The 21723-nt window shown below is 44.0% G+C and carries 18 protein-coding genes and 1 other annotated feature; of the genes, 15 read left to right on the top strand and 3 right to left on the bottom strand.

Annotation, left to right across the window (positions count from 1 at the left end; all coding sequences use genetic code 11):
• Nucleotides 1-70 precede the first annotated feature (70 nt).
• The 5 genes from glcD (at nucleotide 71) to AC2YHV_RS00265 (ending at nucleotide 5907) form a co-directional block, all read left to right on the top strand.
• Nucleotides 71-1483 carry a glycolate oxidase subunit GlcD gene (glcD, locus tag AC2YHV_RS00245; protein WP_487372370.1) on the top strand — a complete coding sequence of 471 codons (1413 nt, stop codon included), beginning with the start codon at nucleotides 71-73 and terminating at the stop codon, nucleotides 1481-1483.
• Entirely contained in the window at nucleotides 1480-2805 is a 1326-nt protein-coding gene (locus AC2YHV_RS00250) for a (Fe-S)-binding protein (protein WP_063575520.1), read from the top strand. The genes glcD and AC2YHV_RS00250 overlap by 4 nt, the downstream gene beginning before the upstream one ends.
• A 254-nt stretch (nucleotides 2806-3059) precedes the next feature.
• Nucleotides 3060-3989, top strand: coding sequence for a YsnF/AvaK domain-containing protein (locus AC2YHV_RS00255; RefSeq protein WP_063575521.1), 930 nt, complete (start codon nucleotides 3060-3062; stop codon nucleotides 3987-3989).
• Nucleotides 3990-4152: 163 nt separating this feature from the next.
• A complete protein-coding gene (locus tag AC2YHV_RS00260; RefSeq protein ID WP_487372371.1) occupies nucleotides 4153-4953 on the top strand; it encodes a general stress protein in 801 nt (266 codons plus the stop codon).
• Nucleotides 4954-5523: 570 nt separating this feature from the next.
• Entirely contained in the window at nucleotides 5524-5907 is a 384-nt protein-coding gene (locus AC2YHV_RS00265; protein WP_063575523.1) for a general stress protein, read from the top strand.
• Nucleotides 5908-5923: 16 nt separating this feature from the next.
• On the opposite strand, the gene sspI is transcribed toward AC2YHV_RS00265, so the two are convergent.
• Nucleotides 5924-6133, bottom strand: a complete 210-nt coding sequence (sspI, locus tag AC2YHV_RS00270) for a small acid-soluble spore protein SspI (protein ID WP_034309032.1) — start codon at nucleotides 6131-6133, stop codon at nucleotides 5924-5926.
• 122 nt (nucleotides 6134-6255) lie between these two features.
• Between sspI and AC2YHV_RS00275 the strand changes: the two genes are divergently transcribed.
• The 3 genes from AC2YHV_RS00275 to pheT all read left to right on the top strand — a co-directional run bounded on the left by AC2YHV_RS00275 (nucleotide 6256) and on the right by pheT (nucleotide 10843).
• The gene (locus AC2YHV_RS00275) at nucleotides 6256-7014 is read left to right on the top strand and encodes a TrmH family RNA methyltransferase (RefSeq protein WP_063575524.1); all 759 of its coding nucleotides are present in this window, start codon (nucleotides 6256-6258) and stop codon (nucleotides 7012-7014) included.
• Between the two features lie 44 nt (nucleotides 7015-7058).
• Nucleotides 7059-7301, top strand: a binding site (T-box leader).
• 58 nt (nucleotides 7302-7359) lie between these two features.
• The gene (gene pheS, locus AC2YHV_RS00280) at nucleotides 7360-8400 is read left to right on the top strand and encodes a phenylalanine--tRNA ligase subunit alpha (RefSeq protein ID WP_053535889.1); all 1041 of its coding nucleotides are present in this window, start codon (nucleotides 7360-7362) and stop codon (nucleotides 8398-8400) included.
• Nucleotides 8401-8428: 28 nt separating this feature from the next.
• Nucleotides 8429-10843, top strand: coding sequence for a phenylalanine--tRNA ligase subunit beta (pheT, locus tag AC2YHV_RS00285; protein WP_336059758.1), 2415 nt, complete (start codon nucleotides 8429-8431; stop codon nucleotides 10841-10843).
• 47 nt (nucleotides 10844-10890) lie between these two features.
• Here pheT and AC2YHV_RS00290 read toward each other — a convergent pair whose 3' ends face one another.
• Together AC2YHV_RS00290 and rnhC are read right to left on the bottom strand one after the other, a co-directional pair.
• Entirely contained in the window at nucleotides 10891-11058 is a 168-nt protein-coding gene (locus AC2YHV_RS00290) for a hypothetical protein (protein ID WP_487372372.1), read from the bottom strand.
• 61 nt (nucleotides 11059-11119) lie between these two features.
• Nucleotides 11120-12079, bottom strand: coding sequence for a ribonuclease HIII (gene rnhC, locus AC2YHV_RS00295; protein WP_063575527.1), 960 nt, complete (start codon nucleotides 12077-12079; stop codon nucleotides 11120-11122).
• A 172-nt stretch (nucleotides 12080-12251) separates the two neighbouring features.
• Here rnhC and zapA point away from each other — a divergent pair, with 172 nt between their 5' ends.
• The 7 genes from zapA (at nucleotide 12252) to AC2YHV_RS00330 (ending at nucleotide 21650) form a co-directional block, all read left to right on the top strand.
• Nucleotides 12252-12512: a cell division protein ZapA gene (gene zapA / locus AC2YHV_RS00300; protein WP_034309021.1), complete on the top strand. Its 261-nt coding sequence runs from the start codon at nucleotides 12252-12254 to the stop codon at nucleotides 12510-12512.
• Nucleotides 12513-12516: 4 nt separating this feature from the next.
• Nucleotides 12517-13062 carry a CvpA family protein gene (locus AC2YHV_RS00305; protein ID WP_034309018.1) on the top strand — a complete coding sequence of 182 codons (546 nt, stop codon included), beginning with the start codon at nucleotides 12517-12519 and terminating at the stop codon, nucleotides 13060-13062.
• Nucleotides 13063-13274: 212 nt separating this feature from the next.
• A complete protein-coding gene (polX, locus tag AC2YHV_RS00310) occupies nucleotides 13275-14993 on the top strand; it encodes a DNA polymerase/3'-5' exonuclease PolX (protein WP_487372373.1) in 1719 nt (572 codons plus the stop codon).
• Nucleotides 14994-15028: 35 nt separating this feature from the next.
• Complete coding sequence (locus tag AC2YHV_RS00315; RefSeq protein ID WP_487372374.1) at nucleotides 15029-17383, top strand: endonuclease MutS2; 2355 nt, start codon at nucleotides 15029-15031, stop codon at nucleotides 17381-17383.
• 65 nt (nucleotides 17384-17448) lie between these two features.
• Nucleotides 17449-17856 carry a DUF350 domain-containing protein gene (locus AC2YHV_RS00320; RefSeq protein ID WP_034309012.1) on the top strand — a complete coding sequence of 136 codons (408 nt, stop codon included), beginning with the start codon at nucleotides 17449-17451 and terminating at the stop codon, nucleotides 17854-17856.
• Nucleotides 17857-18066: 210 nt separating this feature from the next.
• On the top strand, nucleotides 18067-18825 hold the full coding sequence (locus AC2YHV_RS00325) for a GNAT family N-acetyltransferase (protein WP_098866434.1): 759 nt from the start codon (nucleotides 18067-18069) through the stop codon (nucleotides 18823-18825).
• Nucleotides 18826-19949: 1124 nt separating this feature from the next.
• On the top strand, nucleotides 19950-21650 hold the full coding sequence (locus tag AC2YHV_RS00330; protein WP_413011583.1) for a long-chain-fatty-acid--CoA ligase: 1701 nt from the start codon (nucleotides 19950-19952) through the stop codon (nucleotides 21648-21650).
• The last annotated feature ends 73 nt before the right edge of the window (nucleotides 21651-21723 follow it).

Consider the following 21723-nt stretch of genomic DNA (forward strand, 5'->3'; position numbering starts at 1 on the left):
TGTTTTTTTTCTTATACTTACATCATATAAAAAATCTAGAATTTCCTATGTTTATATGAGGAGGATGTACATGTTAACAAAGCAGGTTAAGCAGCTACTTCTTGCCATCGTCGGTCAGGAGAATTACGATGACTCGAAAGTGGAATGTCTAGTCTATTCATATGATGCAACGCCTGGATTTCAAGCGTTGCCGGATGCTGTCATCAAACCGGGCAGCACAGCTGAAGTCGCAGCCATCGTCAAAGTTTGCAACGAATACAATGTTCCGATCGTTCCGCGCGGGTCTGGGACGAATTTAAGCGGAGGCACATGCCCGACAGAGGGGGGGCTTGTCCTTTTATTCAATCGAATGAATTCATTACTTGAAATAGATGAGGAGAACTTAACGGCGACCGTACAGCCTGGGCTCATCACTTTGGAATTGATTTCAGCAGTTGAAGAGAAGGGGTTGTTTTATCCGCCGGATCCAAGTTCGATGAAAATCTCCACGATTGGCGGCAACATTAATGAGAATTCTGGTGGACTGCGAGGCTTAAAGTATGGAGTCACCCGTGATTATGTCATCGGGCTTGAAGTGGTCCTTCCGAATGGGGACATCATTCGAACAGGGGGCAAGCTTGCCAAAGATGTAGCCGGATATGATTTAACGAAACTTTTTGTCGGATCGGAAGGGACCTTGGGCATCGTTACGGAAGCGACCTTAAAGCTGATTCCAATGCCGGAAACGACTAAGACGATGCTTGCCTTATATCAAGATCTGGATGCTGCAGCACAGTCAGTGGCCAAGATCATTTCAAATAAGATCATTCCTGTGACATTGGAATTTCTGGATCGGCCGACGTTGATCGTGGTCGAGGACTTCGCGAAAATCGGTTTGCCTACCAATGTGGAAGCCGTCCTGCTGATTGAACAGGATGGTCCGCCTGAAGTGGTGGAACGTGATATGAAAAGGATGGCCGATATCTGTCTAGAGGAAAAGGCGGTTTCCGTGGAAATTGCCGAAACGGAATCTGACGCTGTCGCCTTGAAAACGGCAAGACGGACAGCACTTTCCGCATTGGCACGCCTCAAGCCGACGACCATTTTGGAAGATGCCACCGTTCCTCGCTCGGAAATTGCCAAAATGGTTAGAGCGATTAATGAGATCGCTGACAAGCATAACGTGGACATTTGCACGTTCGGTCATGCTGGGGATGGGAACCTCCATCCGACATGCATTACCGACGCTCGTAATCATGAGGAAATGGAGAGGGTGGAGCTCGCTTTCGCCGACATTTTTGCCGCGGCTATCGACCTTGGCGGGACGATTACCGGTGAACATGGTGTAGGAGCGATGAAGGCCCCGTATCTTGAATGGAAACTGAAGAAAGAAGGGATTGATGCCATGAGGGCGATTAAACAGGCTTTCGATCCCAATAACATCATGAATCCCGGCAAAGTATTTGCCAAGGAAACCAGGAAAAGGGTGGTGGTTTCTTCATGACGACAGTTCAGGAAAGGGAAACCATTGCCATTCAATTCGCGGAAAAAATGAATGAAGATGAATTGTTGAATTGTATGCGCTGCGGTTTTTGCTTACCCCATTGCCCGACATACATAGAATCGGGGCTGAAGGAATCCCACTCACCAAGGGGCCGGATTGCACTTATGAAAGCGGTGGCGGATGGCGTGATTGAGCCAGATAGGGATGTAGAACGGTCGTTGAGTCTTTGCCTCGGCTGCAGGGCTTGTGAACCTGTGTGCCCTTCAGGTGTGAAATACGGACACCTTCTTGAAGAAGCAAGGGATATCATCCATCAGAATAAAAAACACAGCTTCCCTGTTAAAACGATTCGCAAGGCCGTTTTTAGTGGACTATTCCCGCACCAGGAGCGAATGCAGACCATGACAAGCTTGCTTGGCTTCTATCAGAAATCAGGTCTGCAATACATGGCCCGTAAAACGGGAGTCCTCAACATGCTACCGGATAATTTGGCAGCCATGGAAAAAGTGCTGCCGAAAGTCCCGAAAAAAGCAGAAATGAAAAATAGGCCAACCGAGCTGCCTGCAATCGGAACGCCGCTCAAAAAGGTGGCTTTCTTTTCCGGCTGCTTGATGGATACGATGTTTTTGGAAACGAACAAGGCCACACTAAAGCTTCTTCAGCTGGCCGGATGTGAAATCGTGATACCGAAATCCCAGGCCTGTTGCGGTGCGCTGCATGGTCACAGTGGTGAAAAAGCAGGTGCAAAGCAACTGGCCAAGCGTAATATTGAAGCCTTTGAAACGGAGGAAGTTGATTATATCATTACGAATGCCGGTGGCTGCGGCGCTTTTCTCATAGATTATGATCATCTGCTCCAAGATGAACCGGAATGGCATGACCGTGCAATCTCATTTAAAAATAAGTTGAAAGATATCAGCCAGATCCTTGTTGATTTGCGTTTTCAGGAAAAAGTTCGCCTGAAACTTCCAGCTCAATCCGTAACTTTCCAGGATTCCTGTCACTTACGGAATGTGATGAACACCTCCTCGGCTCCGCGAATTCTCCTTCAATCAATAGAAGGAATCGATTTCAGGGAAATGAAGGATGCCGATCGCTGCTGCGGCTCAGCTGGGATATATAATATTGTTGAATCAGAGATGTCCATGAACATTCTCGACTCTAAAATGGAGCACACGAAATCGACACAGGCCGATATTGTTGTCACGGCAAACCCTGGCTGCCTGTTGCAAATGCAATTGGGGATCGAGCGGGAAAACTTGGGGGAATGCACAAAAGCGGTGCATATTGCGGACCTGCTAATAAAGGCTGTGGCGTTATAATAGAAGAAAAAAGATCACAAGCATTATTTGAAAAAACGAAATGGCATGATTTGGTTAAACATTACATTTTTATAAAGGGGGAAACCCTTGTAAAGCTTGGATTTCAATTAAAAATGCGTTCTGTGCTGAGAACGAATTGTAAATGATATAACAAAAATGAAATATGGATTCCTCGTTTACTTAGGAACATGGCGGGTATTGTTTATATATAGCATCCACTAAACGAAACAACAAAACCTAAGGAGGAATGTAAAATGAATAAAACAGTATATGGAGTATATGAATCAAATGCAGAAGTGATCCAAGCAATTAATGCACTTAAGGCAAAGGGTTTTGAAGGGGACGATATTACGGTCGTCGCAGATAAGGAAGAAACATTGGATTTCACGAACCATCAACGGGAAACGGATGTTCACACAATGACGAATGTTCCTAACGACGAATCGTTTATGGACAAGGTGGCACGTTTCTTTATGCCGGAAGATACGGCAGACCTTTCAACAAGATTGGCTAATGCAGGACTTTCGAATAGCGATGCGGCTGAACATGTCTTTGATGTAGAAAATGGAAAAGTCCTGGTTCTGGTTGAAGAAGGTGAAGGCCATCTTGGAACGGCAAGAGATAAATTCACGACCGGAACAATGGACACTGCCGGTACAAGGCTTGATACTAACTCCACCAACCCATTATATAATGGCACGGAAAAAACTGATGCATTAAATAAAGAAGATGTTTATGGAGTCAACGGACAAGGCCGTGAATTGCCAGAAGATGAAAGGACACTTACACTTCGGGAAGAACAGCTGAACATTGACAAAGAAAGAGTTCAGACAGGAGAAGTCGTCATTAATAAAGAAGTCAATGAACAGCATAAAACGATCAATGTCCCTGTTGAACACGAAGAAGTGACAGTTGAGCATAGATCGGTTTCAGGACGTGAAGCGGATCGGGAAACCGGAACCATTGAAGATGGGGAAACATTACGAATCCCGGTTGTTGAAGAAAAACTGGAAGTTTCGAAAAAACCGGTTGTCACCGATGAAATTGTCATCAAGAAACATGCTGTACAAGAAACGGAACAAGTTCAGGATACTCTTAAAAAGGAAGATATCCAGCTTGATAGTACAGATGAATCGATCGTGAATGAGAAAAAGGCAACTGAACGTAGAACCGACCGCTTCTAAGAGTGAAGGAAATGGCCTGCAGTTTTAAAACTGCAGGTTTCCTTTTGGTTTTTAGACCGATTAAAGGTCCGAGCTTAGGGAAGGCAAACCTTTTTGTTTAATTGGCACCCATCAGGGTATAAATACACATAAGAAGAAATATCGGAAAGGAGGAGGAATATGCATGGGAAAAACGTTATATGGTGTTTTTAATACGGAAAGAGAAATGATCCAGGCTATACAATCCCTCAAGGAAAAGGGGGTTCATGAAGGGGAAATAACGGTAATGGCTGATAAGAAAGAAGATTTGGATTTCGTTAATGAAAAGCATGATCCGGATGTCGAAGTCGTTACTAACTCTAACGAGGAATCCTTCATTGATAAAATGAAACACTTTTTCCTGAACGAGGGTTCCGAAGATATAAGGAACCGTCTAGGTGAGCTAGGGCTTGCCGATAGTGAAGCAACTGCTTATATAAATGAAGTGGAGGCTGGAAAATTCCTCATTCTTTTAGATGAATCGGAAACCGTAACAGCACGTGAGAACATAACTTCCAATCGCATCGAGGATACGGACGCACCTGCAGAGAATCCGCTTAAAACAGGGGTGGTGAACAATCCGGACCCGAACCTTTTTCCGGAAACAACCGCGAATGCCTATCAAACAAGCGAAATGGAAGCACAGCCAGGAAGAAGCCAAGAGCTTCACGGAAATTCCGCCAATATCTATGAAAATGAAGAGCTGGATATGAAGCGAGCTCAAGAAAGGGAAATCTGGGGGAATTCCACAGAAAAATTCAAGAAGCAAAAACCAGGGATTCATGAAGGAACACTGGCAAGCAACCCGTTTGCAGACGATGCTGACAAAAACCTGGACGCTCAAGGATCACTGGATCGGACCGCGGGACCGACAGCCAGCGGACAGCAAGAGGAAGGCTTACAAGATGAATACATCAAAAATCGAATCAATACCGACAATTTGTAATACCGCAACAAGAGCAGCCTGCATAAGGCTGTTTTTGTTTGTTTACTTAGATTGAAGAAATTTGCGAGACTCCTGCCGAAATCACTGTCTAGCTGAGACACCCAGCCGTTTGCTTTGGCTTGTGAGACAGTCGACGGAAAGGGAGTGGAACTTTTTTTAATGGCTCTTTTCGTAAAGATTGTTGTTTTTAATACGAAACTATTTAAGGTTGATTGGAGCGGAAGTGCGAGACTCCTGCGGAAGCAGCGGGAGAGGTGAGACCCCACAGGCGTTTACGCCGAGGAGGCTCACCGCCCGCACCAAGGAAAGCGAGCATCTGGAGGGGAAATCAACCACAACTCACTACCTGGTAAATAGCAACAAAGTATGTGAAAACAGCCTTTTTAATAGGACCGCAAGCAACCTCGATTTTCTTAGAGTTTGCTACAGGCTGTTATTTTTAAAAAAACCTTTAGGCAGAGGGTTCCCTTGTTCGTCTCCATAGACTATTTGCTTGTTTATTGATAATGCTGCAAGGTATAATGACAAAGGAATTTTATTATAAGTAGAGTAACAAGGAGGGGGAGAAACATGGAAAAAAACGTATATGGTGTTTTTGACTCTAATCCGGAACTACTTGCTGCAATTTCAGACTTAAAAGCAAAAGGCGTATCTGGCACCCAAATGACAGTGGCAGCTGATATAAAAAATAATGTGCAGCTTGGAAATGAACATACGGATATACTGATCATCGCCAATCAGGATAAGGAGGATACTCTTTTTTTGAAAATCTTCCATTACTTCACAGATGAAGGATCTGGAGATTTACGCAGCTTTTTCACGAAATACGGCTACTCTTTTGCGGAGACAAAAGCGATGCTTGAAGAAGTGAAAGCAAAGAAATTCATCTTGCTGCTTGAAGAAGAAGTCTCCATCGAAGAACTGAAGGCTGGCGAGGCGAGATTAAAAAAATAACAGCCTTTGAAGGCTGTTATTTTTTTAATCCTGCTTCGAGGGCAGTGATCATTTCCTGTTTTTCCTGCTCGGATGAATTTTGCCAGATGACCTCGAATAATACTCCCAATCCAGGAAGCATTTTTTCCTCGCCATTTTGTATGGCATCGACAATCGTGTCTTCCAGCTGCTCTTGCGTATTTCCAGATACATTTTGGATGATCGCATTACGTAAGTTTAAATTCATAATTATTCCTCCTCTAACACATAATGACTGACATTAATAGCATTTCACAAACTCGCATGCAATATGTATGTGAATTGCGTTATAATAGGAAAATCAGTGTGAAGTTAAAGGAGCGTTTACCCTTGAAATATATCGAATCCGTAAAAAACCCGCAAGTTAAGCAATGGAAAAAACTTTTGACGAAAAAAGAACGAGATAAAACAGGTAAATATTTAGTCGAGGGTTTTCACCTAGTTGAAGAAGCCTTAAAAGAGGAAATCGTCTTGGAAGTGATCATCAATGAAGAAACTGAAATGCCTGCCCATTTTAAGGTGGAAGGCACAGAACTCATTTATGTGAAAAATGATATTATGAAGGCGATTTGCGATACCGAAGCACCGCAGGGAATTGCTGCGGTTTGTGAACAGAAATCAACGAGCATGGCGTCCATCAATCCGGAGAAATTATTGTTGATCGATGCCGTCCAAGATCCTGGGAATATTGGAACGATGATCAGGACAGCGGATGCAGCGGGAATCGATGCGGTCATCCTTGGGGAAGGGTGTGCTGACTTGTATAATCCCAAAGTGGTCCGTTCGACGCAAGGGAGCCTCTTCCATATGCCTGTCATTAAAGGGAACCTATCCGAAATCATCGATGAGCTTAAGCAAAGCGGCATACCGGTTTATGGCACGGCATTAGAAGGGGCATCGCCATTTGAAGAAGTGGAAAAGTCTTCCCGATTTGCCCTGCTGGTCGGTAATGAAGGTCAAGGGGTATCGAAGGAATTACTGGAGAAAACGACTAAAAACCTCTATATTCCCATCTACGGAAAAAGTGAATCTTTGAATGTGGGGATCGCTGCCGGGATTTTAATGTACCATTTACGAAAATCGATTTGAAACGGCCGAAGAATTATAATATAATAAAACAGAATTTTATAATGAAAACAACGATGACAAAGAGTAGTAGCTTAAAGTTAACCATATCCAGGGAGAAAATGCCTTGACTGAAAGCATTTTTATGGCACTGCTTAAGTGAATTCACCTTTCGAGTTGGCATTGGGAAGACAGAATGTCCGAAAAATGTTCCGGTGAAGAGCCGTTATTTTTAATGAAGTGAGTGCAGAAGTTTTTTTGTTTATGCACTAATAAGGGTGGTACCGCGATACATAAACCTCGTCCCTTTAGGGATCGGGGTTTTTTTGTGTTCATTTTTACAAAAGGAAAATAAAGGAGGAAGACATGATGCAGGAACGTTTACTAGAACTGCAGGAAGAAGCGTTGCAAAAAGTTGCCGCCGCTTCCGAATTAAAAGAACTGAATGAAGTCCGTGTTGCTTATTTAGGGAAAAAAGGGCCAATCACGGAGGTATTGCGCGGCATGGGTAAATTATCTGCCGAAGAGCGCCCGAAAATCGGGGCACTAGCCAATGAAGTACGTGAAGCAATCGCAACAAAGATCGAGGAGAAACAAAAAGCGCTTGAAACCGCGGCAGTCAATGCAAAGCTAGCAACTGAAACGATTGACGTCACACTTCCAGGACGTCCGGTAAACAAGGGGAATCTTCACCCATTAACACGAATCGTGGAAGAAATCGAAGACTTATTCATCGGGATGGGTTATACGGTTGCGGAAGGTCCTGAAGTCGAGAGCGACTACTACAACTTCGAGGCACTTAACTTGCCAAAAAGCCATCCGGCACGTGATATGCAGGACTCCTTCTACATCACGGATGAAATCCTGATGCGGACGCACACTTCACCGGTTCAAGCCAGAACGATGGAAAAACATAAAGGTCAAGGCCCTGTTAAAATCATTTGCCCAGGAAAAGTATATCGCCGGGATAACGATGATGCGACACACTCCCATCAATTCCAGCAAATTGAAGGCTTGGTCATCGATGAGAACATCAGCATGAGCGACTTGAAAGGAACGCTAGACGTATTTGCGAAAAAAGTATTCGGGCAAGACCGTGAAATCCGTCTTCGTCCAAGTTTCTTCCCATTTACTGAGCCTTCCGTCGAAGTGGATATTTCTTGTAAAATCTGCAGCGGTAAAGGCTGCAGCGTATGTAAAAAAACAGGCTGGATCGAAGTGCTTGGCGCTGGGATCGTTCATCCGAACGTCCTTGAGATGGCTGGCTTCGATTCCAAGAAATACTCTGGATTCGCATTTGGAATGGGCGTGGAACGGATTGCCATGTTGAAGTACGGTGTGGACGATATCCGTCATTTCTATACGAATGATGTTCGATTCTTAAAACAATTCAACCATCACGAAGCATAAATTTTTATTTTAAAAAGGAGGACCTACCATGTTTGTGTCATATAAATGGTTACAAGATTATGTTGACCTTTCAGGCATCAATGCGTCGGAGCTTGCTGACAAAATCACGAAAAGCGGCATTGAGGTTGAAGGGGTGGAAAAGAAAAGTGAAGGGCTAAAAGGGGTCGTCATCGGGCATGTCTTAGAACGTGAACAACATCCAAATGCGGATAAATTGAATAAATGCCAAGTTGATATCGGGGCCGAAAATCCCGTTCAGATCATCTGTGGAGCACCGAATGTCGATAAAGGCCAAAAAGTCGCAGTCGCTACTGTTGGTGCAGTCCTTCCAGGTAATTTCAAAATCAAGAAAGCGAAACTTCGCGGAGAAGAATCGCACGGAATGATTTGTTCGCTTCAAGAATTGGGCTTCGAATCCAAGCTTGTTTCCAAGGATTATGCTACAGGAATCTTCGTCTTCCCTAATGATGTGGAAGTAGGGAAAGATGCATTGGAGGAACTTGGTTTAAGTGATGAAGTGCTGGAACTTGGGCTGACACCAAACCGCTCCGACGCGCTAAGCATGCTTGGTGTTGCATACGAAGTGGGAGCCATTCTAGGCCGGGAAGTGAAATGGCCGGTAGTCGAGAAAGAAGAGGCAGCTGAAAAAGCAACTGATTATATCAGTGTCAAAGTGGAAGCGAAAGAAGATAACCCGATATACATGGCTAAAATCATCAAGGATGTTAAGATCGGACCCTCACCGCTTTGGATGCAGACTAGGTTGATGTCTGCAGGTATCCGACCTCATAATAATGTGGTGGATATCACGAACTACATTTTACTTGAATACGGCCAACCGCTCCATGCCTTTGATTATGACCGCTTTGGTTCAAAGGAAATCGTCATCCGCAGAGCGAAGGATGCTGAAAAAATCGTAACATTGGATGAAGCGGAACGCACTTTGACACCTGACCATTTAGTGATCACGAATGGCAGTGAGCCAGTTGCGATTGCTGGTGTGATGGGCGGAGCGGATTCCGAAGTCAAAAATGATACGACGAACATCATTATTGAAAGTGCATATTTTGCTGGTACAGTAGTTCGCAAAGCTTCAAAGGACCATGGTTTACGCAGTGAAGCTAGTGCCCGCTTTGAAAAAGGCGTCGACCCGGCACGTGTTCGTGAAGCAGGGGAACGTGCTGCACAATTGATTGCACAATATGCAGGCGGAACAGTCTTACAAGGAGCAGCAGAAGTTGACGAATTGTCAATGGAACCTGCGGTCATTAGCATTACGCTTGAAAAAATCAACACACTCCTTGGAACAAGCATGACCGTATCAGTTGTGGAATCAATCTTCAAACGTCTGCAATTCGGCGTGGAACTTGACAATGAAACATTCACGATCACTGTCCCGACGCGCCGTGGTGATATTACGATTGAAGCCGATTTAGTCGAAGAGGCTGCACGTTTATATGGATATGATAACATCCCCGTTACACTGCCGATCGGTTCTGCTAATCCAGGACAATTGACAGACTATCAAATTAAACGGCGGAAGGCACGCCGTACACTTGAAGGCGCAGGCCTTTATCAAGCAGTGACCTATTCACTGACAAGCCAGGAAAAAGCGTCCCAATTCGCATTGGAAGCAAGAGAATCCATTCGATTGGCAATGCCAATAAGTGAAGAAAGAAGCCAGCTGCGTTTAAGCATCGTGCCTCAATTGCTGGAAGTCGTGAAATATAACAATGCCCGCCAAATTGATTCACTGGCACTGTATGAAATCGGTTCGGTATTCTTTAAGCGTGACGAACAAGAACTGCCTGAAGAAAAAGAACATGTTGCTGGAGCAATCACCGGTCTATGGGAGTCACATCTATGGCAGGGTGAAAAGAAACCAGTGGATTTCTTTGTAGCCAAAGGCGTGATCGAAGCATTATTCGACACACTTGGATTAGCTGATCAAATCAGTTACCGCCAAGCGGAAATCAACGATATGCATCCAGGACGGACAGCGGAAGTACTATTGAATGGTGAAGTAATTGGATTTATCGGCCAAGTGCACCCAACTGTCCAAAAAGACTTGGATATTAAAGAAACATACATTTTCGAACTTTCCTTAAAAGCATTGGCCGAAGCAGAAGTCGCGCCGATAGCGTACCAAACGATTCCGCGCTATCCATCAACCACACGCGATATCGCGCTCGTTGTGGATCAAGCCACGAAAGCCGGGGACATTCAGGATATTATTGAAGAAGCCGGCGGCAAACTGCTGAAAGAAGTAAGCATCTTCGACTTATACGAAGGTGAAAGAATGGAGGAAGGCAAGAAATCCATTGCCTACTCACTGAAATACTACGACCCGGAACGTACCCTGACGGACGAGGACATTACAAAAGCACATGATAAAGTGCTTGAAGCCGTTAAAGAAAAAGCCGGCGCAGAGCTAAGAGGATAAAACCTAAAAGACAGCTCCCTGAATCATGGGGAGCTGTCCTTTTTATTTCACGAGTAAAAGGTGAACTTACGAGTAAACCGAGCGAATTCACGAGTAAATGGAGCAAACTCACGAGTAAATGGCGTGAATTCACGAGTAAATGGCGCAAATTCACGAGTAAATAGTGAATTCACGAGTAAACCGCACAAACTCACGTGTAAATAGAGTGAATTCATGAGTAAACCGCGCATTTTCATGAGAAAAAGGCGGCTGTTCAGGAAGATCAGCCGCTTTCTTCTATTTATGATATTTCTGTTGATAGAGTCGCTTCGCTTTTTCAGTGTTGGCAAAATGGGTTTTCGTGAATTCGTGTAATGAATCGATTCCCTTTTCGTGAATCAATCTTGCGGCCGCTTCATCTACTGCAAATCCGGCACCTTTAGGGATTTTGAATCCCGCTTTTTCACTCAGCAAGTCAAAGCGTTTGACGAATGCATATCGGGCCAGGATGGATGCGGCTGCCACTCCAAGGTGAATGCCTTCCGCTTTTGTGCATAGATAGGTAGCATTAGCTTGGAATAGTTCTTGGCCTTTTAGGTAATTGAAAAATACCTCTGGTTGAGCGAATTGATCAATAAGGACGGCTTCCGCTTGTTCTGGCTGGATTTTTTGCATGAGGTTCTTGATTGCTTGGTTATGGAGGAGTGCCTTCATTTTTCCTTGTGACATTCCCTTTGCCTGCAGCGCATTATATTTCGGGTTGTCGCATGTGAGCAGGCTGAAGGGCACTACATCCTTAATCTGTTTGGCAATGTCGATGATCTGTGGGTCTTTCAGATTTTTGGAATCCTGGACACCTAGCTCCTTTAATAGAGCGAGTTGCTCCTTCTTGGCATATACGGCTACGACGGTCATCGGGCCGAAATAGTCTCCTGTTCCGACCTCGTCTGAACCAATCACTGACATGGTTCCGATATTTGCTGGCGGCGAATATCGATGGACGTTGACCGATGCAGAGGATGCCGTTTTTTTCTTTGGAGCCGCAGCAGTGGTACCTTTTTGCCATTTTACCGCTTCTATTTCGGCATTCTTACCTTGAAAAAGGACCTTCCCGGATTTATAAGCCGTCACCGTACATAGCGGCGGTTTGGCGGAAAAGATGCTCCCTGGCGGCTGCTTGGCCGCCAAGGATGAAGAATAATGGGACTTCATCGCCTTTATTTGTTCAGGACTGATAAGTAAAACAACATGGGACATAATGGGTTAGCTCCTAACTTCATTTTGTTTAATAGGTAATCTTCTTCCTAAATTCGATATCGTATGACAAATTATTGAAATTTTAATGCGAGAAATGACGATGTACTCTCTTTCATGACGAAAAACTTCATGATATGATAGAATTAGGATTGTTTAGATTGGGGGCATCATTTTGTCAGACGATAAACGAAATAAAACAACAGTTGATATATACGGACAGCCATATACAATCGTCGGCACAGAAAGCGCAAGTCATATGCGCCTGGTCGCTTCGATGGTTGACGAAAAAATGAGAGAGATCAGGATGAAAAATCCACACTTGGATACAAGCAAGCTAGCGGTGCTAACGGCCGTGAATACCATCCATGAATATATTAAATTAAAAGATGAACTAGACCAGCTTCAACTGGAATTAAAGAGAGAGAAGGACTGAGTACATGCTTGATTTAGCAATTCTGGCCATTCTTTTAATCGGTTTATTAATCGGTTTAAAGCGTGGCTTCATTTTACAAACGGTTCATATGACTGGGTTCATTGTAGCCTTCATCGTCGCCTATGTATTTTACGGAGATCTTGCTCCCAATTTGAAATTATGGATTCCGTTCCCAACGATGGGTGATTCCTCGACCCTTAATATGTTTTTCAATACAGTCGGGCTTGATACGGCGTATTACAATGCAATTGCCTTTGCAATCATTTTCTTTGCTGCCAAGATTCTTTGGCAAATGATAGGATCCATGCTCAATTTCATTACCCATCTACCGATATTAAAGCAACTGAATCGCTGGGGCGGAGGGATATTGGGTTTTCTCGAAGTCTATCTTATCATGTTTATTATATTATATATAGCTGCCATGCTGCCAATGGATTCCATCCAGAAACCATTAACTGGCTCATTTCTGGCAGAATCGATCGTGAAACATACGCCGTTCCTTTCCGAGCAAGTGAAGGAACTTTGGTTTCATGATGTAAAACAATCTTAATGTCAGTATAAGAGGGCCTGCCTCCCGTGTTCAAAGTCCTGGATTCCTATACTTTGAACACGGGGGAGGCCCCTTTTTATGTAGCGGCATGTAACTTCATTCTATTTGATTCGAAGGTTAAGAACCTGACTGCTTGTACTTTACCTCCAAGAAAGGTATCTTTAAGAAAGTGAACATGGGACACCCTACTAATTTTTTCGGCGGTGAATTAAATGACAATTAATAAAAAAGATATCATTAAACTATTAGAAAAAATTGCAATATATATGGAACTAAAAGGAGAGAACCCGTTTAAGGTTTCAGCTTTCCGAAAGGCAGCGGGCGCCTTGGAAACGGATGACCGGAGCCTGACGGAGATCGAAGATTTTACCGCTTTGAATGGAATCGGGAAAGGAACGGCATCCGTCATCGAAGAGTATATAAATGAAGGGAAATCGACTGTACTTGAAGAGCTTCAGGAGCAGGTGCCAAAAGGATTGATTCCGCTTCTGCAGCTTCAAGGTTTGGGCGGTAAGAAAATTGCCAAGCTTCATAAAGAGCTGCATGTCAAAGATGTGAATGATCTTAAAATCGCCTGTGAGGAAGGCAGGGTCGCGGCGCTTGCCGGTTTCGGCAAAAAAACGGAAGAGAAGATCCTGTCTGCAATTGCCGAGGCTGGTTCAAGGCCAGATCGGCTCCCCCTAGCCTTCATGAGACCGATTGCGGCTGATATTGAAACGGCCCTTGCTAACATGGATTACATCATCCGTTCTTCCAGGGCGGGCAGCATCCGGCGTATGAGGGAAACAATCAAGGACCTCGATTTTATCATTTCGACAGATCATCCCGAAGAGGTTAAGAATCAACTGCTTGCAATAAAAGGGATAAAACAGGTGATTGCGGCCGGTGATACAAAAGTATCGGTCGTGCTTGATTATGAATATGACATTTCTGTCGATTTCCGAATCGTTAAGGATAAGGAATTCATCACGACACTTCATCATTTTACAGGTTCGAAGGATCACAATGTGCGGATGCGCCAGCTTGCTAAAGATCGCGGAGAGAAAATCAGCGAATATGGGGTGGAAGTGACTGAAACCGGTGATGTATTGACGTTTGAAACGGAAGAACAATTTTATAATCATTTTGGCCTTCCTTTCATTCCCCCAGAACTGCGTGAAGACGGAACGGAAGTGGAGCATTATGATGCTAATGAACCTCTCATATCTTTAGAGGCCATTAAAGGTGATCTGCATATGCATACGACATGGAGTGATGGTGCTCATACGATTGAAGAAATGATTGAAGCATGCCGTGCAAAAGGGTATCGATATATGGCCATCACCGATCATTCGCAATATCTGAAAGTGGCGAACGGCTTGACCGCTGAACGTTTACGTGAACAAAAACGGATCATCCATGAACTTAATGAAAAATACACTGACTTTACCGTTCTTTCCGGGATAGAGATGGATATACTTCCTGATGGGACACTTGATTATGACGATGAGCTGCTTGCAGAGATGGATTTGGTCATTGCATCGATTCACTCAAGCTTTTCACAGCCTCGGGAAACGATCATGGAGCGCTTAAAAACGGCTCTGAATAATCCGCATGTAGATATCATTGCACATCCAACGGGAAGGATCATCGGCAGACGAACCGGATATGATGTGGATATAGAAATGCTGATCGAACTGGCCCGTGAAACGAATACGGCCTTGGAATTGAATGCGAATCCGAACCGATTGGATTTGGCACCTCCGCATCTGCGCAAGGCTCAGGAAGCAGGCGTTCCGATCGTGATCAATACGGATGCCCACAGCATCGACATGCTTGAACATATGCCTGTGGGTGTCTCGTCAGCCAAAAAGGGCTGGATTAAAGAATCCAGGGTTCTTAATGCAAGGGATACGGATGGCTTTTTGGCGTTTTTAAAGAGAAATGATTAACTATTTGTCCATAAATAAGGAGGAGCTTTAACTCCATGCATAATAAAGCTTTAAAGACATTGGAATTTCATAAAATAAAAGAACAATTAATCTCACACGCATCCTCATCCATAGGAAAAGAAAAGGCGGAGCAATTGATGCCTTCCACGGATTTTGAAGAAGTGTCGAGATGGCAGGAAGAAACAGATGAGGCTGCCAAAATCGTAAGGTTGAAAGGTAACTTGCCATTGGGCGGAATTTTCGATATCCGTCCGCATGCAAAAAGGGCACAGATTGGCGGTATGCTCTCACCGATGGAATTGATGGAACTTGCGAGTACGATTCGTGCCGGCAGGATCTTAAGCCGTTTCTTCGAAGAACTGGCAGAGCAGGAGATTGATGTTCCGCTTTTAGCCGAATATATCGATTCCCTACATCCATTGATTGATTTGCAGCAGGAAATTACGTATGCAGTAAGCGAACATGGCGAAGTGATGGATTCTGCCAGCGACAAGCTTCGTACCCTAAGAAACCAAATTCGGACGAATGAAAGTCGTGTAAGGGAAAAACTGGAAAGTATGATCCGTTCTTCCAATGCATCAACCATGTTATCCGATGCCATCATCACCATCCGGAATGATCGATTCGTCATCCCGGTAAAACAGGAATACCGCAGTGTGTATGGAGGGATCATTCATGATCAATCATCATCAGGGCAGACGTTGTTCATTGAACCTCAAGCAATCGTTCAGCTGAATAATGTCCTGCAGGAAACCCGAGTGAAGGAAACGCAGGAAATAGAACGGATATTGATCGAACTATCGGAAAAAGTCGGTGCGTTCACCCCTGAATTGCTTCATAATGTCAAAGTGCTGGCACAAATCGATTTCCTTGTCGCCAAGGCAAAATATGCAAAAGCGATAAAAGGTTCCAAGCCGATTCTGAATAATGAGGGACGCGTGAAATTATTCAAAGCGAAACACCCGCTCATTCCGAATGATGTCGTCGTGGCCAATGATATTTTTCTTGGTGATGAATTTACGACAATCGTCATCACCGGTCCGAATACAGGTGGTAAGACGGTTACCCTGAAAACGATTGGCCTCTGTACGTTAATGGCCCAGTCCGGTCTGCAGATCCCTGCACTGGATGGTTCCGAAACGGCTGTGTTTTCCTCTGTTTTTGCCGATATAGGCGATGAACAGTCGATTGAACAAAGCTTAAGTACATTTTCTTCGCATATGGTCAATATTGTCGATATCCTTAAGCATGTCGATTATGACAGTCTTGTTTTATTCGATGAGCTTGGAGCGGGAACTGACCCACAGGAAGGTGCAGCTTTGGCCATTTCCATTTTGGATGAAGTGTATAAGCGCGGAGCACGTGTGATTGCAACGACACATTACCCGGAATTAAAAGCGTATGGATATGATCGGGAAGGCGTCATAAATGCAAGCGTCGAATTTAATGTGGAAACCTTGAGTCCCACCTATAAACTTTTAATTGGTGTACCAGGGCGGAGTAATGCGTTTGAAATTTCCAAGCGCCTTGGTTTGGAAGAAAACGTGATCAGCAACGCCCGCGGCCATATCGGTGAGGATACGAATAAAGTTGAAAATATGATAGCGTCCCTTGAAGACAGCCGCAAGAAGGCTGAAGAAGAAGAATTGGAAGCCAAGAATCACCTGAAACAGGCGGAAATTCTTCATAAAGACCTTCAAAAGCAAATTGATGAGTACCATCAAGAACGGGATGCGATGGTTGAAAAGGCAGCAAAAGAGGCAGCGGCAATCGTTGAAAATGCACAAAGGGAAGCGGAAGCGATCATTGCCGACTTACGTAAACTGCGACTTGAAAAGCATGCCGATGTTAAAGAGCATGAACTGATCGATGCAAAAAAACGGCTTGAAGAAGCAGCGCCTAAAGTGAAAAAAACAACAAATAAAGCTGCGAGGCCGCTGGATAAAAGCTTGAAACCTGGAGATGAAGTAAAGGTCGTAAGCTTTGGTCAAAAAGGTCACTTGATTGAGAAGGTCTCAAATAATGAATGGCAGGTTCAGATTGGCATCATGAAAATGAAAGTGAAGGAGTCTGACCTGGAATTCATCAAGAGCACAAAAGTAAAAGAAACAAAGCCGCTTACCACGATCAAAGGCCGCGATTATCACGTTAGCGTCGAACTTGACCTTCGTGGAGAACGCTTTGAAAATGCCATATCAAGAGTGGAAAAATACGTTGATGATGCTCTTTTGGCCGGTTATTCGAGTGTCTCCATCATTCATGGTAAAGGGACGGGTGCTCTTCGGTCCGGGGTCCAGGAATACTTGAAAAATCACCGCTCTGTCAAAAGGATTCGCTTCGGCGAAGCCGGTGAAGGCGGAACAGGTGTTACGGTGGTGGAATTTAAATAAAGGAAAGCGGTCATTCCGGCAATTCAGCCAAGCCGGGTGGCTAGTTACCATTCGGGAGTTGGACCATGGAGAATATGTGGGAAAATGAATATGTATATATAGCTGCTCGTTACAGTGTCGTTATTCTGTGCATGATTGTTTTTTTAGCCATTTTTGAACTTGTCACAAAGTACAAGAACTGGGAGGAGATCAAACAGGGAAACCTTTCTGTCGCGTTGGCAACAGGTGGTAAAATTTTTGGGATCGCCTATGTATTCCAACAGTCCATTCTCCATCAGAATTCGCTTCTTACCATGATTGGCTGGGGCGTCTACGGTTTTGTCCTGCTGCTGATCGGTTATTTCATTTTTGAATTTATGACTCCTGGATTTAAAATAGATGAAGAAATACAAAAAGATAATCGGGCAGTTGGATTCCTATCGATGATCATATCAATCGCATTATCTTTTGTCATCGGCGCCGGAATTTCTTAATGCCCTTCATGAGAGGGAGTAAGCTGTGGAGAAACTTGCAAAAGTCTTAATTGTTTGTTGCGGAATCTTTTTTCTGTTTGGAATCATTTATATGACATTGTTCAACTGAAGCGGCCAGTGTGCCGCTTCTTTTATTTGGTTCTATTAAAAAAAATCGGGGGCCATGTATAATAATAATGGTCAAATAGACTTTTGAAGAGGAGGAGGAATATGGATCAGTCCAAATGGATACAGAAGATTGAAGAATTATCGCTGAATGCTTTACCCGCCATGCAAACACAAATCTATGATGGATGGGTTATCCGATTTGCGGATGGATATACGAAAAGGGCGAATTCCATCACCCCCATCTATCCATCGAATGAAAATGTGAAAAAGAAAATTTCGAATTGTGAACAATTATATTTTGCAAGGAATGATAAGGCCGTGTACAAAGTGACTCCACAGGCAAACCCTATCAACTTGGATCGTGTGCTGGAAGAGTCTGGGTATGCCCTTGAAGGAACAACAAGTGTCCAGGTATTGAATTTGGCAGATACAGAGTCACCGAATGAAACCAATGTCATAAAGTATGATCATTTACATGATGAATGGTTTCACGATTTCTGCCAGCTTAGTAATATTGATGATCATGATCAAACCATCCTGAAAAAGATGTTAGGGAATATCATTCCAAAAACATGCTTTATGTTGTTGACTGATGAAGGTGGAACCGTTACAGCAAGTGGACTGGGTGTTTTGGAAGACGAATACATAGGCCTGTACAATATCATTACCCATGAAAACTTTCGAAACCAAGGCAATGGTGCAATACTCGTTCGTAATCTATTGCATTGGGGTAAAGAAAATGGAGCAAAAAATGCTTATCTTCAGGTGATAGAAACGAACGCACCTGCTTTAAGCTTATACGGAAAATTGGGGTTTGAAGAAAAATATAAGTATTGGTATAGAATTAAAACCAAGAAGTAGAATGCCTCTTTTCAGTAGACGACAAAAGAGGATCGGAATGCTCTCCCCGATCTGTGATTTTAAAGAAAATTTGAATATCCTTTATTTTTTTCTTGAGGGGTTGTGAAATTTGAGCGTTGATTTCCACTCCAGGCACTCGCTTTCCGCGGGCGGTCGGGAGCCTCCTCGGCACGCCTGCGGGGTCTCCCTGCCACGCTTTTCTGCAGGAGTCTCGTATCTTCCGTTCCAATCAACTTTGTGTTTTAAAAGAAAAAACTGCAGGCCAGGCTCATCTAAACCATGTTTAAGACTAGTTTATCCTTCATGTTTTTTTAACTATAATCCTCAATCGATTGAAGAAATTTGCGACACTCCTGCCGAATAACTGGCTAGACGAGACACCGCAGACGCTTGCGTCGAGGAGGCTTGGCAGACTGTCGGCGGAAAGGGAGCGGATTTCTGAAATCAACTGGAACTTTTTTTAAAGAAATATTGTAGGGAAACTGGCTCTCCTTCTCCAATTCGTCTTCAGTCTTGCGGTCCCATCAATTTTCCGGCAAAAGGAGTTCCGAATTGCTCTCGCCCCGAACCAAAATTTTAAAAGTAAACTAGATTATTCTTCATATTTTTACAGTATTCCTTAAAGGATGGAAGAGATTTGCGACACTCCTGCCGAATAACTGGCTAGCCGAGGGCCCACAGGCGATTGCTTTGATGAGGCTTGGCAGACAGTCAGCGGAAAGGGAGCGGATTTCCGAAAGAGGGTATGTGTAATGATTTCCACTCCAGGCACTCGCTTTCCGCGGGCGGTCGGGGAGCCTCCTCGGCACGCCTGCGGGGTCTCCCCTAGACACGCTTTTCCCGCAGGAGTCTTGTACCTTCCGTTCCAATCACTGGAACTTTTTTAAAAGAAAAAAATGAGGGTAAAAGGGTTGTCTACATTCTGAAAGGAGTATAGCCACTCCTTTTTTTGTTTCCCTTTTTATATGTCCTATTCCAACATTCCCTGTAGTTGGAATAGGACATATATACTATCCAGCCTTTAATCGTAAGGTCTTTATACTCTGAAATTCGGCAATTGTAAGAAAATCCCGATTGTATTATAATGATTAAGAGTATTGAGAATATTCAGAAGGAGGGGGCAAATGAGCAATAAGCCATGGCAAGCTATTTATCCGGAACAGATACCCGCTGTTTTGTCGTACGAAGATAAACCTCTTTATTCTTTTTTGAAGGAATCAGCCGAGGAATTCCCTGATAAAGTATCGATTCATTTCCAGGGAAAAGAATTAACTTTCCGGGAAGTGCATGAATCTGCTTTAAAGTTTGCAGCCTATTTAAAAAGTATCGGACTTCAAAAAGGCGAACGCGTTGCCGTCATGCTACCTAACTGCCCTCAGGGTGTCATAAGCTTTTTTGGGATATTGATGGCCGGAGGAGTCGTGGTTCAAACGAACCCAACCTATACTGAACGTGAATTAGAATATCAAATGAAAGATTCCGGAGCGAAAATGATTTTAGTGATGGATATTTTATTTCCCCGTGTTTCTGCAGTGGCATCAAGAACGGATATTGAACATATAATTGTAACCGCTATCAAGGAATATTTACCTTTCCCGAAAAATCTTATCTATCCTTTTATTCAAAAAAAGCAATACGGCATTGTCATCAATGTGGAGCATGAAGGGAATCATCATTTATTTTCCGAAATCATGAAACGAAAGATCACTGAAGAAGTCGACACTGTGCCGATCGATGTCAATAATGACCTTGCCCTTTTGCAATATACAGGTGGGACAACTGGCTTTCCCAAAGGGGTCATGCTTACTCATAAGAACTTGCTGGCAAATACGAAAATGTGCAATGCATGGCTTTACAAAAATAAGCGCGGTGAGGAAAGGATCCTTGCGATTCTGCCTTTCTTCCATGTGTACGGTATGACTACGGTCTTGGTTCTTTCCGTCATGGAAGGGAACACCATGATCATCATGCCGAAGTTTGATGTCGAAGCGACGCTTAAAACCATCCAAAAACAGAAACCGACCATGTTTCCAGGAGCGCCAACGATGTATATCGGCCTCTTGAACCATCCGGATATCGCTAAATATGATCTTTCTTCCATCAATGCCTGTATTAGCGGTTCTGCATCTTTGCCCTTAGAGGTTCAAGAGCAGTTTGAGAAAATTACCGGCGGGAAGCTAGTTGAAGGCTATGGACTTTCAGAAACCTCACCTGTGACACATGCTAATTTCATTTGGGATCAGCCGCGTGTAAAAGGAAGCGTTGGACTGCCGTGGCCGGACACTGACTCGGCGATTCTGTCCCTGGAATCCAATGAAGAGCTTCCTCCGAATGAAATAGGCGAGATTGCCATAAAAGGACCACAGGTAATGAAAGGTTATTGGAACCGTCCGGATGAAACGGAAAAAACCTTTAAAAATGGCTGGCTGCTTACTGGCGATCTGGGTTATATGGATGAGCAGGGGTTCTTTTATGTCGTCGAGAGGAAAAAGGATACAATCATTGCAGGTGGTTTCAATATATATCCACGTGAGGTGGAAGAGGTGCTATACGAGCATGAGGCCATACAGGAAGTAGTTGTGGCAGGCATCCCTGACCCTTATCGAGGAGAGACCGTCAAGGCCTATGTCGTCCTGAAAAAAAATGCCAAGGTCACTGAAGAGGAATTGAATGAATTTGCCAGAAAGAACCTGGCTTCGTATAAGGTGCCGCGAAGCTATGAATTCAGGGATGAACTTCCTAAAACGACGATAGGGAAGATCCTGAGAAGAGTCCTTATCGAGGAAGAAAAGAAAAAAATATCCGAGGAAAGAAAAGAAGCTTAAACAAGCACCCCCTTTTAACGGAGCAGCGGAAGAGGGCTCCGTTTTGCAGAACAGCTGGACAAGCTATGGATGG

Source organism: Peribacillus sp. SRI_006 (genome assembly GCF_057586375.1).